The sequence below is a fragment of the Nocardioides sp. 503 genome (assembly GCF_004522095.1).
Classification (GTDB): domain Bacteria; phylum Actinomycetota; class Actinomycetes; order Propionibacteriales; family Nocardioidaceae; genus Nocardioides.
Window position 1 is genome coordinate 117,029 of sequence record NZ_SPUI01000001.1, and the last position, 16,067, is coordinate 133,095.

Annotated in this window: 11 protein-coding genes; 6 read left to right on the forward strand and 5 right to left on the reverse strand. The window is 72.1% G+C overall.

Annotated elements, in window-relative coordinates; translation table 11 throughout:
• Positions 1-132: 132 nt before the first annotated feature.
• From secY to map, 3 genes are all read left to right on the forward strand, one after another.
• Entirely contained in the window at positions 133-1,431 is a 1,299-nt protein-coding gene (secY, locus tag E4622_RS00675; RefSeq protein ID WP_134738167.1) for a preprotein translocase subunit SecY, read from the forward strand.
• Between the two features lie 102 nt (positions 1,432-1,533).
• Positions 1,534-2,109: an adenylate kinase gene (locus tag E4622_RS00680; RefSeq protein WP_134738168.1), complete on the forward strand. Its 576-nt coding sequence runs from the start codon at positions 1,534-1,536 to the stop codon at positions 2,107-2,109.
• A 13-nt stretch (positions 2,110-2,122) separates the two neighbouring features.
• Complete coding sequence (gene map / locus E4622_RS00685; protein ID WP_209021740.1) at positions 2,123-2,935, forward strand: type I methionyl aminopeptidase; 813 nt, start codon at positions 2,123-2,125, stop codon at positions 2,933-2,935.
• A gap of 131 nt (positions 2,936-3,066) precedes the next feature.
• On the opposite strand, the gene E4622_RS00690 is transcribed toward map, so the two are convergent.
• Genes E4622_RS00690 through E4622_RS00700 form a run of 3 tightly spaced genes read right to left on the reverse strand, consistent with a single transcriptional unit; the run spans position 3,067 to position 4,972 of the window.
• Entirely contained in the window at positions 3,067-3,327 is a 261-nt protein-coding gene (locus E4622_RS00690; protein WP_134738170.1) for a hypothetical protein, read from the reverse strand.
• Positions 3,324-4,091, reverse strand: coding sequence for a hypothetical protein (locus tag E4622_RS00695; RefSeq protein ID WP_134738171.1), 768 nt, complete (start codon positions 4,089-4,091; stop codon positions 3,324-3,326). The genes E4622_RS00690 and E4622_RS00695 overlap by 4 nt, the downstream gene beginning before the upstream one ends.
• Positions 4,092-4,093: 2 nt before the next feature.
• The gene (locus E4622_RS00700) at positions 4,094-4,972 is read right to left on the reverse strand and encodes a WXG100 family type VII secretion target (RefSeq protein ID WP_134738172.1); all 879 of its coding nucleotides are present in this window, start codon (positions 4,970-4,972) and stop codon (positions 4,094-4,096) included.
• 246 nt (positions 4,973-5,218) lie between these two features.
• On the opposite strand from E4622_RS00700, the gene E4622_RS00705 reads away from it, so the two are divergent.
• A complete protein-coding gene (locus E4622_RS00705; RefSeq protein ID WP_134738173.1) occupies positions 5,219-6,211 on the forward strand; it encodes a TerC family protein in 993 nt (330 codons plus the stop codon).
• A 26-nt stretch (positions 6,212-6,237) separates the two neighbouring features.
• On the opposite strand, the gene E4622_RS00710 is transcribed toward E4622_RS00705, so the two are convergent.
• Together E4622_RS00710 and E4622_RS22585 are read right to left on the reverse strand one after the other, a co-directional pair.
• Positions 6,238-7,629 carry a serine/threonine-protein kinase gene (locus E4622_RS00710; protein WP_167735933.1) on the reverse strand — a complete coding sequence of 464 codons (1,392 nt, stop codon included), beginning with the start codon at positions 7,627-7,629 and terminating at the stop codon, positions 6,238-6,240.
• Positions 7,626-8,771 carry an FHA domain-containing protein gene (locus tag E4622_RS22585; RefSeq protein ID WP_167735934.1) on the reverse strand — a complete coding sequence of 382 codons (1,146 nt, stop codon included), beginning with the start codon at positions 8,769-8,771 and terminating at the stop codon, positions 7,626-7,628. Before E4622_RS22585 ends, E4622_RS00710 begins: the two co-directional genes overlap by 4 nt.
• Positions 8,772-8,910: 139 nt before the next feature.
• Between E4622_RS22585 and E4622_RS00715 the strand changes: the two genes are divergently transcribed.
• A complete protein-coding gene (locus tag E4622_RS00715) occupies positions 8,911-15,078 on the forward strand; it encodes an Ig-like domain-containing protein (RefSeq protein ID WP_134738175.1) in 6,168 nt (2,055 codons plus the stop codon).
• 17 nt (positions 15,079-15,095) lie between these two features.
• Positions 15,096-16,064, forward strand: coding sequence for a MoxR family ATPase (locus tag E4622_RS00720; RefSeq protein WP_134738176.1), 969 nt, complete (start codon positions 15,096-15,098; stop codon positions 16,062-16,064).
• Positions 16,065-16,067 lie beyond the last annotated feature (3 nt).

Consider the following 16,067-nt stretch of genomic DNA (forward strand, 5'->3'; position numbering starts at 1 on the left):
TGCCCCTCGTGCGCGAGCCGGAAGCACCAGGGCGCCTGTTAGGCTTCCACGGGCCCTGGACCAGCTCCCAGGTCACGCCGGTCGAGGCGACAGACATTGGGGCCCGCCACCAGCTTGGAGAAAGAGGATGTCGTGCTCAGCGCGTTCGTGAACGCTTTCCGAACCCCCGACCTGCGGCGCAAGCTGCTGTTCGTCCTGCTGGTCATCGTGATCTTCCGGGCCGGTTCGCAGATCCCCGCCCCCGGCGTCGACTTCGGCAACGTCCAGGACTGTCTCGGCAACAAGGAGAACAGTGAGGGCGTCTACAACCTCATCAACCTGTTCTCCGGCGGCGCCCTGCTCCAGCTGACGATCTTCGCGCTGGGGATCATGCCCTACATCACCGCCAGCATCATCCTGCAGCTGCTCGTCGTGGTCATCCCGCGGCTCGAGGCGCTGAAGAAGGAGGGTCAGTCGGGGCAGACCAAGATCACCCAGTACACCCGCTACCTCACCCTCGGGCTCGCGCTGCTCCAGGCCACCGGCATCGTCGCGCTGGCCCGGTCCCGCAACCTGCTGCAAGGCTGCCCCGAGCCGCTCCTGCACGACGAGGGCACCCAGACCTTCCTGGTCATGGTCGTCACCATGACCGCCGGCACCGCCGTCATCATGTGGCTCGGCGAGCTCATCACCGACCGCGGCGTCGGCAACGGCATGTCCATCCTGATCTTCTGCCAGGTCGTCGCGACCTTCCCCAGCGCCCTGTGGGCCGTCCAGGTCAGCCAGGGCTGGTGGATCTTCTCCATCGTCATCGCGGTCGGACTCGTGGTCGTCGCGGCGGTCATCTTCATCGAGCAGGCGCAGCGCCGGATCCCGGTGCAGTACGCCCGACGCATGGTGGGCCGCAAGATGTTCGGCGGCAGCTCGACGTACATCCCGCTGAAGGTGAACCAGGCCGGCATCATCCCGGTCATCTTCGCCTCGTCGCTGCTCTACCTGCCGGCCATGGCCGTGCAGTTCAACCAGGACAGCCAGTCCGGGTGGGTCAAGTTCGTCAGCAAGTACCTCGTCTCGGGCGGGCACCCGCTCTACATGGCCGTGTTCTTCGCGCTCATCGTCTTCTTCACCTACTTCTACGTGTCGATCACCTTCAACCCGACCGAGGTGGCCGACAACATGAAGAAGTACGGCGGCTTCATCCCGGGCATCCGCGCCGGGAAGCCGACCGAGGACTACCTGTCCTACGTCTTGGCCCGCATCACCCTGCCGGGCGCCCTCTACCTGGGGCTCATCGCGTTGATCCCGCTGATCGCGCTGGTGCTCATCGACGCCAACCAGAACTTCCCGTTCGGTGGCACGTCGATCCTGATCATGGTGGGCGTCGCACTCGACACCGTGAAGCAGATCGAGAGCCAGCTGCAGCAGCGCAACTACGAGGGCTTCCTCCGCTAGGGGACGGGGTCGGCGCACGTCCGCGCCGACGCCACCGCGCACCTGCCGGTCCCGGCATGCGAAAATGCACGGACCAGGTCACGACAAGGAGATCCGTCGGTTATGCGACTCATCATCATGGGCCCCCCCGGAGCGGGGAAGGGCACGCAGGCGAAGTTCGTCGCGGACCACTTCAAGATCCCTGCCATCTCCACCGGTGACATCTTCCGGGCCAACGTCACCAAGGGCACCGAGCTCGGTGTGAAGGCCAAGGAGTACATGGACGCCGGCGACTACGTGCCGGACGAGGTCACGAACCTCATGGTCCGCGACCGCATCGACGAGCCCGACGCCGAGTCCGGCTTCCTCCTCGACGGCTACCCGCGCACGCTCGCGCAGGTCGAGGAGCTCGACGGGATGATCACCTTCACCGGTCACAAGCTCGACGCCGTCCTCGTGCTGACCGTCGACCAGGACGAGATCGTGGAGCGGCTGCTGCAGCGCTCCGAGGTCGAGGGCCGCGCCGACGACACCGAGGACGTCATCCGCAAGCGCCAGGAGCTCTACGTCGAGCAGACCGAGCCGCTGATCGAGGTCTACCGGGCCCGCGGGATCCTGATCGAGCTCGACGGCATGGGCGAGGTCGACGAGGTCACCCAGCGCATCTTCGACGCGCTGGACGTCTGGCCCCAGAGCTGACCTGACGGTGGGACTGCTCGGCCGCGGCATCGAGATCAAGTCGCCGGACCAGGTCGACGCGATGCGACGGGCCGGTCTGGTGGTGGGGCACACGCTGGAGCTGATGCGCGCCAGCGTGCGCGCCGGCATGAGCACCGCCGAGCTGGACGCGCTCGCCGAGGACCACATCCGCTCCGCCGGCGCGGTGCCGTCGTTCCAGGGCTACCAGGGCTTCCCGGCGAGCATCTGCGCCTCGGTCAACGACGAGGTGGTGCACGGCATCCCCGGCCCCCGCGTGCTGGCCGACGGCGACCTGGTCTCCATCGACTGCGGCGCGATCGTCGACGGCTGGCACGGCGACGCGGCGATCACGGTGGCCGTGGGCGCCGTCCCGGACGACCTGACCCGGCTCTCCCGCGTGACCGAGGAGGCGATGTGGCGCGGCATCGCCGCCGCGCGTCTGGGGGGACGGGTCACCGACATCTCCCACGCCGTCGAGTCTCACGTGCGCTCCGCCGGCGCCTACGGCATCCTCGAGGACTACACCGGGCACGGCATCGGCAGCCAGATGCACCAGCCGCCCGACGTCCCCAACTACGGCCGCGCCGGTCGCGGCCCCAAGCTGGTCGAGGGACTGGCGCTGGCCGTCGAGCCGATGATCACCCTCGGCACCAAGGACACCCTCCTGCTCGACGACGACTGGACCGTCGTCACCGCAGACGGCTCGCGGGCCGCGCACTTCGAGCACACCTTCACGATCACCGACCGCGGCACGTGGGTCCTCACCGCCCTCGACGGCGGCGAGGAGATGCTGCGCCAGCTGGGCGTGCCGTTCGGCGGACGCTGAGTTTCACCGGGTACCCGGTGAAACTCACGCTTCCGGTACGAAGCTTCGTACGGGAAGCGTGAGTTTCCGGTGGGCAGTGGGGCGGGTGGGATCACGCGGCGGTCGCTGGGCTCGGGGCCCTCTCGCGTCCTTCACGCGCTGGCGCGGTCCTGGTCGGAGACGTTCTCGGCGGCGACCCTCGCGGCGTCGTCGAGGGCGTCGGCCGCCGAGCGGAGCGCCCGGACGTGGGCGGACTGCCAGTCGCCCTCGAAGCGGTCCCGGTCGTGGCCGACCCAGGAGGTGACGGCGAGCTGGGCGGTGAGGCGGGCCTCGAGCTCGCGCACCCGGGCCGCGACGGTGGCCATGCGGCTCGAGAGCCGGGCCACGCTCTCGGTGTCCATCCCGTAGATCACGGCGCGACCTCCTCGGACGACGTCGCCTGGGCGGCCAGCGCGTCGACGCGGGCGCGCAGCGAGGCGACGGTCTCGGGCCTCGCGGTGACCTCACCGGACGCCGGGTCCGCCACGACCGACCACGAGCCACGCGGGCCGGTGAAGAGACCCGTCATGGCGGGCCGCTCGCCCCGGTCTGCGTCGATGACCAGGACGTCGGCCCGGACGTAGGCGGCGCCGAGGTGCTCCAGGAGCTCGGGAGGTGCCTCACCCTCGGGGGAGGCGGCCAGCACGACCGGCTCGCCACCGCCGTCGGTCGCCTCCGGGTGCAGGGTGGCCCCGGCGAGCAGCTCGGCGAGCGCGGCGGTGTGGCCGAGGGCGAATCGGTGCAGGCCGTCGGTGCCGACCTCCTCGAGCAGCGCGATCTCCTCGACCAGGTGGGCGTACCAGAAGTCCTGGCCGGTGGCGGTGGTGCGGGCGACCGCGACGACGCGGCGTGCGGCCTGGCGCAGCGTCAGCGCCGACAGCACGTCCTGGCGCACCATCGCGCCGACCTCGACCTCCGTGCCGCCCGAGCCGGGCACCGCGGTGGCCGGCGCGTCGGCCGCCGGCGGGTCGACGATGCCGCGGGCGACCAGCCCGCGCAGCGCCGTACGGCGCACGGCGTCGCGGTCGGCCTCGGGGACCGAGGAGAGGTACGGCGTGACGGTGGCGCCGGGTCCCGGCGTGAGGACGGACAGCTCCTCGTCGGTGAGGACCTCCAGGGCGACGGTGGAGACGGGCATGGTCAGGCTCCTGCGGGTTGCGGGGTGGGCGACAGCAGGCCGCGTGCCCAGGACTTGGCGGCCTCGAGGCCGCTCTTGGCGCCGTCCCAGACCCGTCCGGCCGTCTCGTCGATCGACGACCAGTGGTCCACGACGAAGTTGCCGGCGCTCCAGAGGCCGTAGACCACGACCGCGCCGCCGGCCACCGCGGCCGTGATCGGGGCGGAGACCGCCAGCGCGGTGCCGCCGAGGAGCAGGGTCGCGGCCCCGGCGGCCCCGGCGAGCCCGAAGCCGCGGGTGGCGGCCTCCCGCCAGCCGTCGTAGCCGCCGCCGGTGAACGCGTCCTTGAGCCCGGAGAAGATCGTGATCGGCAGCGACAGCTTGCCCATCAGGTTGTGCGCGCCCGCGAACAGGCCGGTGGCCTGCTTGCCGTTGCGCATCAGCTCGAGCGCGGCCAGCAGCTTCTCGGCACGCACCAGGCCGGCGAAGCCGGTGGCCGGCATCATGACGGCCTTGAGGAAGTCCTTGAGCAGCAGCGCCTTCTTGACGGCGTCGAACGGCTTCTTGAAGAAGTCCAGCAGCGTCTTGGCGTCGAGGCCCCAGTCGAGGACGCCGTACGACGGCCCGCTGGTCTCCGAGCCGCTGGCGCGCTCCTGCTCCTCGGCGTTGTCGGACAGCAGCCGCGCGGCCGTCTCCAGCGCGTCGGACACGCCCGTCATCTGCACCTGGGCGAAGGAGCCCCACTCGTCCTTGCACCGGGTGGCGTCCGGGCCCTGCCAGTCGGCGGCGTCCTCGATGCCACTGGTCAGCTCCGCGGCCAGCTCGCGCAGCTCACGGGCACCGTCCCCGAAGGACGTGGCGAGGCGCTGCAGCTCCTCGACGTCGGCCCCGATCATGGTCATGGGCCGACGATAGGTCCGCCGGCGAGCCCGGGTCAGCCGGAGACTTCCGGATCGTGGGGACGCGGTCGCCCGTTTCGCGTCGCCGCGGGGTCGTGAAAGGATGGGGGGTGTAGGAGGGGAGTATTCCTTTCGCTGCGGTGTCGTCAGCACGATCAGCGCCTCGGCGCGGTCCGGGGCCGTGGGTCGCTTCCGAGCGGCGGAAGAGACCTCTGGGTTTCCCTGTCCCCTTCACCCCTGGAGTCTCTTGTGGACGTTTCCACCCTCGAATGGACCATCACGATCGGGGTCACGATCGCCGTGCTCCTGTTCGACGTCGTCGTCATCGCCCGCGACCCGCACGAGCCGACGATGAAGGAGTGCGCGATCGCGCTCTCGATCTACATCGGCGCCGCGATCGCGTTCGGCATCTGGACGCTGCTCTACCACGGCCACGACTACGGGGTGGAGTTCTTCGCCGGCTGGCTGACCGAGTACAGCCTCTCGATGGACAACCTGTTCGTCTTCATCATCTTGATGGCGGCGCTCAAGGTGCCCCGGCAGCTGCAGCAGGAAGCGCTGATGGTGGGCATCATCCTGGCCCTCATCTTCCGCGCGATCTTTATCGCCCTGGGCTACCAGCTCATCGAGAACTTCTCGTTCGTCTTCTACGTCTTCGGCGCCTTCCTCGTCTACACCGCCTACACACTGGTGAAGAGCTACCGCTCGAACGACGACGAGCACCCCGAGGACAACGCCGTCGTGAAGTTCGCGCAGAACCACCTCAACGTCGGCGAGGAGTTCAAGGGCCTCAAGCTCTGGTACAAGGAGAACGGCTCGCGCGTCGTCTCGCCGATGCTGATCGTGGTCATCGCGCTGGGCAGCACGGACATCCTGTTCGCCCTCGACTCGATCCCCGCGATCTTCGGCATCACCCAGGAGCCCTACCTGGTCTTCGCCGCCAACGTGTTCGCGCTGATGGGCCTGCGCCAGCTGTACTTCCTGCTGGGCGGCCTGCTCAAGCGACTGGTCTACCTGTCGCTGGGGCTCTCCTTCATCCTCGCGTTCATCGGGGTCAAGCTCGTCCTGCACGCGCTCCACGAGAACGAGCTGCCGTTCATCAACGGCGGCGAGCACGTGTCGGTGCCGGAGATCACCTCGCTGGTCAGCCTCGGCGTCATCCTCGTGACGCTGGTCGTCACCGCGGTCGCGAGCCTGGCGAAGGACAAGCGCAACGCCGAGGAGCAGGCGGCCGACGCCTAGGTCGCCGTCCAGGTCCGAAGGGGGCGTCAGCCGACGCAGTCCTCGGTCCACGGCGAGGCGTAGCTGCCGCGGATGAGCCGCACCTGGAGACAGGTGCGGCTCGGGGACGTCACCGTCAGGCGCGCGTCCTCCGTGCGCCGGCTCTCGCCGGTGTCGGTGCGCTTCCACTCCCACGTGTCGCCGGCCTGCCCGGCGTCGGGGGAGCGCCAGCTGAAGACCACCCGGTCGCCGTCGCGCGTGCCACGTACGACGGGCGGCCGGGCCGGTGCCTCGGGCGCCACCGACAGGGGCGTGCGGCTGCGGGTGGGGTCGGGCTGTGTCGGCTCGGGGTCCTCCCCACCGGACAGGTTGACGACGAGCAGCACCCCGACGGCGACCAGGGCCGCGACGCCGGCGAGCGCCCACACGACGGTGGAGCGTCGCTCCCTCTCGGGGGCGGGCCGCGCCGCGGGCGCCTCGAGCGCGGCCGCACGCGGGCCGCTTCCCGGGATGACCGTCATCGGCTTGACGTGGGTCGTGTCCTGGTCGACGACCGCGGGTGCGGCCACCCCCGCCGCCGGCCGGTCGCCCTCGACGGCGATCGGGGTGCGGGAGTAGCCGGCCTCGGCCTCGATCCGCTGCAGGGCGCGGGCCAGCTCGAGCGCCGACTGCGGCCGGTGCTCGGGTCGCTTGGCCAGGCACTGCTGCAGGAGCCGCTCCAGCGCGGGCGGCACGTCGGGACGCTGCGTCAACGGCGGCGGAGCGTGCAGGATCCGTGCGGTCAGGGCGCGAGGCGAGTTGTCGCCGTTGGGCACCGAGTAGGGGGACCGCCCGGTCAGCAGGTTCCAGATCGTCGCCCCGAGCGAGTAGACGTCGGAGGCGACCGAGCCGTTGGAGCGGCCGTCGAGCAGCTCGGGCGGCGACCAGGGGTAGGAGATCCGGACCTCCTGCTCGCTCGCCAGCTCGTGCACGTGTCCGGCGATCCCGAAGTCGCTCAGCGCCGGCTCGGAGTAGCTCGTCACGAGCACGTTGCTGGGCTTGATGTCGCGGTGGATGATCCCCGCGCGGTGGGCTGTCTCCACCGCGCTCGCGAGCTTGACCGCCGTGCTCATCGTGTCGGCGACCGACATCGGCGCGGCCCGCACCCGCACCCCGAGGTCGGGCGGCGGGCAGTAGCGCATCACGAGGTAGGGCCGGTCGTCGGTGACGCCGGCGGTGATCACGCTGACGATGTAGGGGTGGTCGGAGAGCTGGGCCATGGCGTTGGCCTCGGCGGTGAACAGCTGCTTCTCGCGCTCGGTGAGCGGTACGTCGGGGCGCACCACCTTGACCGCCACCCGCTGACGCGGCCACTCCTGCTCGTAGAGGTAGACGTCGGCGAAGCCGCCGCGACCCAGGTGCTCGAGGTAGGTGTAGCCAGGGATCGACGGTCCGCTCACGACCCCACCTCGTAGACGACCTCGCAGCTGTCGGCGAGGTCCAGCACCTGGCCGGGCTCCCAGACGTACGGCTCGTGCGCCCGGATGCGCTCCGGCGCCCGCCCGGGCACGCGCAGGGTCGTGCCTCCTCGCGAGCCGACGTCCGTGGCGACGACCAGCCACCCGTCGAGCTCGACGCGCAGGTGGGTGCGGGAGACGTAGGAGGAGTCGTGGCCGACGCGCACCAGGTGCGGCCAGTCGGCGGTCTCGGGCGGCGCGGTGGGCTGGCGGCCGAGGACGACGCCACGGTCCAGGGGCACGGTGTCGCCGTCGGGCAGCCGCAGCACGCCCAGCTGGGGGCGCGGGACGCGGACGGGGTCCTGGGGGGCGACCGGGCGCGCGCACACCCGGCAGGTCGGGACGAACGCGGGGGTGACGTGGCCCGTGGGGCAGCGGACGGCGAGCACGGTCTCGTGGGTGGGCTGGTGCAGGTGGTCGGGAGCCCTCGCCGGTGGCGGCGTGGTCGGGGGAGGGGACGACGGCGCCTGGGCGGAGCGGAACGTCGTGTGGCCGTCGTGGTCGGGGTCGACGGCGCGGCGCACGGTGTGCCCGTGACCCTCGTCCGGTCGTGGGAGGTCGTCCTCGAGGGGGTCGGAGGTGACGACCGGTGGCGGCTCCGGCGGCGGGTCGTCGGGCCGGCTGGCCAGGATCTCCGGGGGGATCGCGTCGATGATGCCGGGGACCGGCGGTGGCGGCGGGGCCGTGACCGCCGACCCGACCACGGGGACGGGGCGCGACGGGACGGCGGCCGGGCGCAGGTCGACCGCGGCCGCGGCGACGGTGCCCGCGACCAGGCGCAGCGACCCGGGGACGTGGTCGGCACCGAGGGTCAGGGTGTGGACGCCGTCGCTCTCCACGACCCGCGCCCCACCGCGACTGACCTGGGCGCGGTGCGTCGGAGCCAGGTCGACGTAGGCGAGGGACACGCCCTCACCGTAGTGAGCGACCAGCGCGTCGACGACGAGGTCGGCGGCCGGCGCCGCAGCGGTCACCAGGTCCCACACAGGGTCGACCACGTCGGGGTCGGCGGGTGCGTCGAGCAGCAGCCAGCGGGTGCCCGCACCGAGGAGGGTGCCGCTGCCGGGCACGTACCTGACCTCCACCGGATGTGGCTCCCTTCGCCGCCTCGCCCCCATTGTCCCGGGCGGCCCGGGTGCCGGGTCAAGCGGCGTCGAGTTGTGAGGGGTGGACACGGCTCTTACGCTTCGACCGAGCCTCGCGTGCAACAGAAGGGAACGGCCCGTGTCCGTCTCGGGGGTGGTCCGGCGGCACCGGATCGCCATCGCCTCCAACCTGGCCCTCCTGACGGTGGTCGCCGGGGTGGTCGTGGCTGCCGTCCAGGCGGACGGCTACCAGACGCACGAGGCCCAACTCAACGACGGCGGCATCTGGGTCACCAACTCGCGCGACGGCTTCTACGGCCGGGTCAACAAGCCGATCGGCCAGCTCGACGGCGCGCTCTTCGCCGAGCTCGACGCCCAGCTCGACGTCGTCCAGGACGGCGCCTCGGTCGTCGCCGTCAACGCGTCGTCGGGCGCCCTGGCCGCGATCGACCCCGCCTCGGTCGAGCACCCCGACGGCGACACCGCCAGCATCCCGGGCGCCTCGCAGGTGGGGCTCGCCGGCGGCACCGTCGCCGTGCTCGACCCCTCGACGGGCAAGCTGTGGGCCGACCTCGCCGACCCCGAGCTCGGGGTGCCCGTCGTCGGCAACCTGGACAGCCAGGCCCCGCCGCTGGCCGACGTGGGCAAGGCCGCTGCGCTGGCCGTGACCCGGGACGGCGAGATCCTCGCGGTGTCCTCCGAGGACGACACCCTGACCCGCTTCACCCGCACCGACGCCGGCTTCTCGGCGCCGGTCGAGAGCGACCTGACCAGCGACTCGGGCCCCGGGATCACGGTCTCGGCCGTGGGCAGCACGCCGGTGCTGCTGGACACCGAGTCGGGCTCCCTCACCGTCGTCGGCGGCGCCGAGACCGACGTACCCGCGGGGTCGGTGCTGCAGCAGCCCGGTCCCGACTCCTCCGCCGTCCTGGTGGCCACCTCCGACCGGCTGCTGGCCGTCGACCTGCAGTCCGGCGAGGAGAGCACGATCGCCGAGGGGGTCGGCGGGCGGCCCACGCAGCCGGTCCGCCTCGGCGCCTGCCAGTACGGCGCATGGTCCGGCGGGGTCGGGGCGGTCGCCACGCGCTGCGGCGAGGAGGACCCGGTCGTCAACGAGCTCGGCACGGAGTCCAACGACCTGGTCTTCCGCGTCAACCGCGGGGAGATCCTGCTCAACGACCGCGCCTCCGGAGCCGTGTGGAACATCGACTCCGACAACCCCACCCGCCTCGACAACTGGGACGCCTTCAAGAAGAAGGTGACCAAGGACGACAAGAACGAGGAGAACGAGGAGGAGGCGGAGGGCGACCGCCGCCCGCCCGAGGCCAAGCCGGACGACCTCGGCGCGCGGCTCGGGCGCACCACGGTCCTCCACCCGCTCGACAACGACACGGCCCCCAAGGGTCGGCTGCTGTCCATCCGGTCGGTGCAGGACATCACCGGCTCGGACGCCGACGTCCGGATCAGCCCCGACGGCCAGACCGTCCAGATCACCCTGCCCGAGCAGGCCGGGACGACGACGTTCGAGTACTTCATCGACGACGGCCGCCAGGACGTCTCGGCGCACGCCACGGTGACCGTCCGCCCCCGCACCGCCACCGCCAACGGGTTGCCCCAGCTGCGTGAGGGCTTCGAGCCGCGCGTGTGGAACGTCCCCTCGGGCGGCACCCTCGACGTCCCCGTCCTGCCCGACTGGCGCGACAAGGAGGACGGCGACCCGCTCTCGGTCTCCGAGGCCACCGCGCGCGGCGGCGAGCGGACCGGGGCGGGAGCCCGGGTCACGACGGGCGGCCGGATCCGGTTCACCGCACCGGCCAAGGCCGGTCTGGTCACGGTCGCCTACGCCGTCAGCGACGGCATCGGCGAGACCGTCGGCGACGAGCTGAAGTTCCAGGTCCAGGGCCCCAAGGACCGCGTGGCCTACCCGGCCGTCGCCGAGCCCGACGTGGTGTCGGGGGAGGCCGGCAAGCCGATCACGATCCGCCCGCTCGGCAACGACCTCCCCGGCTCCGACCCCGTGATGCCCGACGCCGAGCTCGAGCTGGCCGGCAAGGTCGCCGCCACCGGCGGCGCCGACGTGCGCACGGACGTCGTCGGCGGCACGGTCACGTTCCGCTCGGCGCAGCCGCGCACCTACTTCCTGGACTACGACACCCGCTACGGCAACGCGCCGTTCGCCCGGGGCCGCATCCGCGTCGACGTCCGCAAGGCCGAGAAGCCGCCCCAGGCGCCGGTCGCGATGCCCGACAACGTCACGCTCTACGGCCAGGCCGCGACGCTGGTCGACGTCCTCGCCAACGACGTCGACCCCACCGGCGGCCTCCTCGTCGTCCAGGGCGCCGACGCCGACGAGGCCAACCAGCTCGACGTCGCCGTCGTCGAGGGACGCTGGCTCCGCGTCGCGGCGCGGCAGGGCAGCCTCGCACCCGCGCTGCAGGTCGTCCGCTACCGCATCAGCAACGGCAGCCGCTCCGGCATCGAGGGCGAGGTCGTCGTCACCCAGCGCCCGGTGCCGGAGGACACCTCGCCGGTCACGGAGGCCGACCGCGTGGTCGTCCGCGAGGGGGCCGGCGTCTCGATCCCCGTGCTCGACAACGACTTCAGCCCCTCGGGCGACGAGCTCGGCCTGGTCGAGCACGTCGCCGGGGAGACCGCCGGGTCGCTGACCGTGCTCCCGCCGGGCGACGACGAGGTGCCCACCGGCACGGCGTACGTCGCCGGGCGCTTCGTGCGCTACGTCGCCCCGCGCGACCTCGACGACGCCCAGACGTTCACGGTCCGCTACCTCGCGTCCAACGCGGCCGGCGAGACCACGCCCGGGAAGGCCGAGATCACGGTCATCCCGGCCGACCGGCCCAACGAGCCACCGGAGCCGCCCGCCCTCGAGGCGCGGGTGGTGTCCGGGGACGCCGTCAAGCTGACCGTCCCGGGCGCCGGCGTGGACCCCGACGGCGACCCCGTCACCCTGACCGGCATCACCACGGCCCCCACGCTCGGCCGCCTGGTCGCCTACGGCGCCAACTCCCTGCAGTACCAGGCCTATCCCGGCAGCGTCGGCACCGACGAGTTCGGCTACACCGTCGTCGACCCGCAGGGCGCCGAGTCCACCGGCAGCGTGCGCATCGCCGTCGTCCAGCCGGCCCGGCCCCAGCCCCCGCTCGCGGTCGACGACGCCGTGACGGTCGAGCCCGGACGCGTGGCGACCGTCGACGTGCTGGCCAACGACCTGGTGGCCGACGGCGACCGGGTCGGGATCGAGCTGCTGGACCCACCGAAGGGCGTCACGCTCGAGTCCCCCCAGGGCCCGGTGGTGGTGGACTCCCGCGCGGCAGGGTCCGGCCGCGACGTCGAGGCCGTCTACCGCCTGAGCAACGGGCTGAGCGCGTCCCAGGCCGCCCTCACCCTGCGCACCTCGAAGCCCTTCAACAACCCTCCGGTCGTCTTCGACGCGTTCGGCGAGACCGACGACGGCGACACCGTCCGCGTCGACGTCCTGGAGACCGCCTACGACCCGGACGGTCCGGCCTCCGCCCTGCGCGTCACCGAGGTCATGACGCCGCCGGGGCTGACCGCCGAGATCGCCGGCGGCACGGTCACCGTCCAGCGCGGGGACCACCCGCTCGTGGTGCCCTTCCGGGTGAGCGACGCCGACGGGGGAGTGGCGACCGGGTCGCTGTTCGTGCCGCCCGTGCGCGCCGGTGCTCCCTACGTCGAGGACGGGGCGCTCATCGAGATCGACTCGGGCGACACCGAGTCCCTCGACCTGTCCGACTACGTCGTCAACCCCAGCGGCGGCCCGGTGCGGTTCACCCTCAAGGACCGCATCTGGGCGTCCCCGCCCTCCCAGCTGGGCCCCGTCGTCACCGGCGACGGCACCTTCGACCTCGAGGCCGCCGAGGGCTACGTCGGTCCCGGCGCCGTGGTCTTCGAGGTCACCACCGGCACCTCGGTCGACGACGCGGCGGGCGTGCGTGCCGTGCTGTCGGTGCCGGTGCAGGTGGGGGCGCAGACGCCGATCCTGCGCTGCCCCGACGAGCCGGTGCAGATCGCCCAGGGGCAGTCGCTCGACATCGACGTCGCGTCGCTGTGCCACGTGTGGACCCCCGACCCCGCCGACGCCGGCGGGCTGGTCTTCGACGCCGACTGGGAGGCCTCGAGCGACGGGCTGGCGATCATCGAGCCGAGCGGCCAGGCCATCGGCGTGGCCGCCGACGCCGACGCCCGGGTCGGCAGCCGCGGCACCATGCTGGTCACCAGCGAGGGCAGCGAGCCGGGCCGGGTCGAGCTGGTCGTGGTGAAGTCCCCGCCGCCCTCCCTGGCCGCGATCCGCGTCGGCGACATGCGCGCGGGCGAGACCCGCACGATCGACCTGGCGCCGTACCTCCGCGCGGGCGTGCCCAACCCCGAGCCGACCGTGGTCGAGGCCACCCAGCTCACCGACCTCGAGGTGCGCGCCGAGGTCGACGGCTCGCGCGTCACGATCACCACCGGCGAGCGAGTCGACGGGCGCGCGGAGTTCCGGGTCGTGATGAGCGACGTGGCCGGCGACCCCGGGCCGGAGCGGCTCGTCGAGGGCCGCATCGCGGTCGAGGTCCTGGACGTCCCCGACACCCCGACCGCCCCGGTGCCCGGCGAGACCGTGCGCGACCAGGAGGTCCTGCTCAGCTGGCGTGCGCCGCAGGCCAACGGCGCGCCCGTCGACCGCTACGAGGTGCGCAGCGGCGGCGTCACCCAGCAGTGCGGCGGCACCTCCTGCGAGGTCCGGGGCCTCACCAACGGCCGGCCCTACTCCTTCCAGGTGCGCGCGCACAACCGCATCGGGTGGTCGGAGTGGAGCCCCGGCTCCGCGCAGGCGACCCCCGACGCGAAGCCCGGCCTGGTCGGCCCGATCCGGCAGGTGCGCGAGGGCGACCGCGTGCTCGTGATCTCGTGGACCAAGCCGACGACCAAGACCAGCGCGATCCGCCGCTACCTCGTGTCCTGGCCCGGGGGGAGCAAGAGCTCCACGCAGCCCTCGATCACGATCACCGGCCTGGACAACAACAAGAAGTACGCGTTCTCCGTCGCGGCGGAGAACGCCCGCTTCATCGGGCCGGCGCGCCGCTCCGCGCCGTACCAGTCGGTCGGGACGCCGGGCACCCCCGCGGCGCCGACGGTCACCGACCAGCGCACACCCGGCGACACCGGTGCGGTCACGCTCACCTGGCCCGAGGTCAACCCCAACGGCCCGACGCCCGTGCGCTACACGGTGCTGCGCGACGGCCGACCGCTGCCCTCGTGCAGCAACCTCGTCGCCACCCGCTGCGACGACGCCGGGATGTCCTACGACGGCCGGACCTACACCTACGCGGTGCGCGCCACCAACAAGAACGGCCAGGGCAAGGTCGCCACGGGGCCGGGCTCGCCGTGGAACGCCGTCGGCCAGCCCGAGCCCTGGAGCGGCGGCTTCCTCGTCGTCCCCACGGGGCAGGACCAGTCGGGGCGCGCCCAGTTCACCGTCCCGCGCTCCCGGGGGGCGCAGTCGAAGGTGACGATCTACTCCGACGGGGCCCCGGTCAGCACCTTCAACGGGACCGGCTCCCAGGACGTGCCGTTCAAGGTGGGCTCCAACGACCACCCGTACACGATCCAGCTCGAGGTGTGCAACGAGTCCGGGGCGTGCGAGCGCTCGGGGACCAAGCCCCTGCAGACCTACGGCAACCTCGGGCGGGTCCACATCACCCGCCTGGACCCCACGGTCAACGGCCGCAACGTCTACTGGACGATCACCGTGGACGCCAACGGCGACTCCGCCTCGGTCACCGTCGACAGCGACAAGCGGGCCAAGGAGACCTTCGCCTCCACCAGCGTCGACGTCTCGACGTTCCGCACCTCCACGATCGACATCGGCTACACCGCCACCGAGCGGCTGACGGTGACGCTGTCGGACAACAGCCCGAAGCGTGGGCCGGCGGAGCGCACGGCGGAGTCGCCGCAGACGGAGAACCAGCCGAAGCCCAAGGTCACCATCAGCCGCGGCGACCGCTGCAGCGACGTGAGCAACAACCCCGCCTGCAACCGCGACGGGTCGGGGGAGGACTGCCTGCACGCGAGCTGCGGCAGGATCCTCTTCACCAGTGAGAACTGGGGCTACAGCCCGATGAACTGCACCTTCTACGACGACGTCTCGCCGAACGGCTACGCCACGCGGGCGGTCGCCACCAACCGCTCGGTGCAGCCCGGCGCCTACTACGGGTGGCCGGCCCGCTCGGTCTGGGTGAAGTGCGACGGTGTCGAGTCCAACCACTACAACTGGCCCAACAACTAGGCACCCCGAGGACCTCCGTGACGATCTCCCACGACCAGGCTGCGTGGTTCAAGCAGACCTTCGACCAGCTGACCGACAACATGGCCAAGGCCGTGCTCGGCAAGCGGCACGTCGTACGTCTGGCGCTGACGTGCCTGCTGTCCGAGGGGCACCTGCTGCTCGAGGACTTCCCGGGCACGGGCAAGACGATGCTGGCGCGCTCGCTGGCCAACACCGTCCAGGGCAGCCACGCGCGCATCCAGTTCACGCCCGACCTGCTGCCCTCCGACGTCACCGGCGTGACCGTCTACGACCAGCACAAGGGGACCTTCGAGTTCCACCCCGGCCCGATCTTCCACACGATCGTGCTCGCCGACGAGATCAACCGGGCCTCGCCCAAGACCCAGTCGGCGCTGCTGGAGGTCATGGAGGAGGGCCGCGTCACCGTCGACGGCCATCCGCACGAGGTCGGGCGCCCGTTCATGGTCATCGCGACGCAGAACCCCATCGAGCAGGCCGGCACCTACCGGCTGCCCGAGGCGCAGCTGGACCGGTTCCTGATGAAGGCCTCGGTGGGCTACCCCGACAAGGCCGCGACCATCGAGCTGCTCGTCAACGCCAAGGTCCGCGACCGCGCCGCCCTGGTCACGCCGGTCATCACCTCGGCCGCCGTGGCGCAGATGAGCAGCCTGGCCGACGAGGTCTACGTCGACCCGGCCGTCGTCGGCTACGTCGCCGAGATCGCCGAGGAGTCGCGCCGCCAGCCGCACGTCAAGCTCGGGCTGTCCGCCCGTGGGTGCCTGGCGATGATCCGCGTCGCCAAGACCTGGGCGGCGGCCGACGGCCGTGACCACGTCGTGCCCGACGACGTCAAGGACCTGGCCGTGCCCGTGCTCTGCCACCGTCTGCTGCTCGATGCGGAGGCCCAGTTCAGCGGCATCTCCATCGACACCGTCATCGCGCGGCTGCTCGACTCGGTCGCGCCGCCGACCGACCGGGTGGCCTGACGC

Bases quoted from the DNA above. Each gene is read 5' to 3' on its own strand.
- E4622_RS00680 (WP_134738168.1), top strand. From the start codon at position 1,534: ATGCGACTCATCATCATGGGCCCCCCCGGAGCGGGGAAGGGCACGCAG.
- E4622_RS00695 (WP_134738171.1), bottom strand. From the start codon at position 4,091: ATGCCCGTCTCCACCGTCGCCCTGGAGGTCCTCACCGACGAGGAGCTG.
- E4622_RS00700 (WP_134738172.1), bottom strand. From the start codon at position 4,972: ATGACCATGATCGGGGCCGACGTCGAGGAGCTGCAGCGCCTCGCCACG.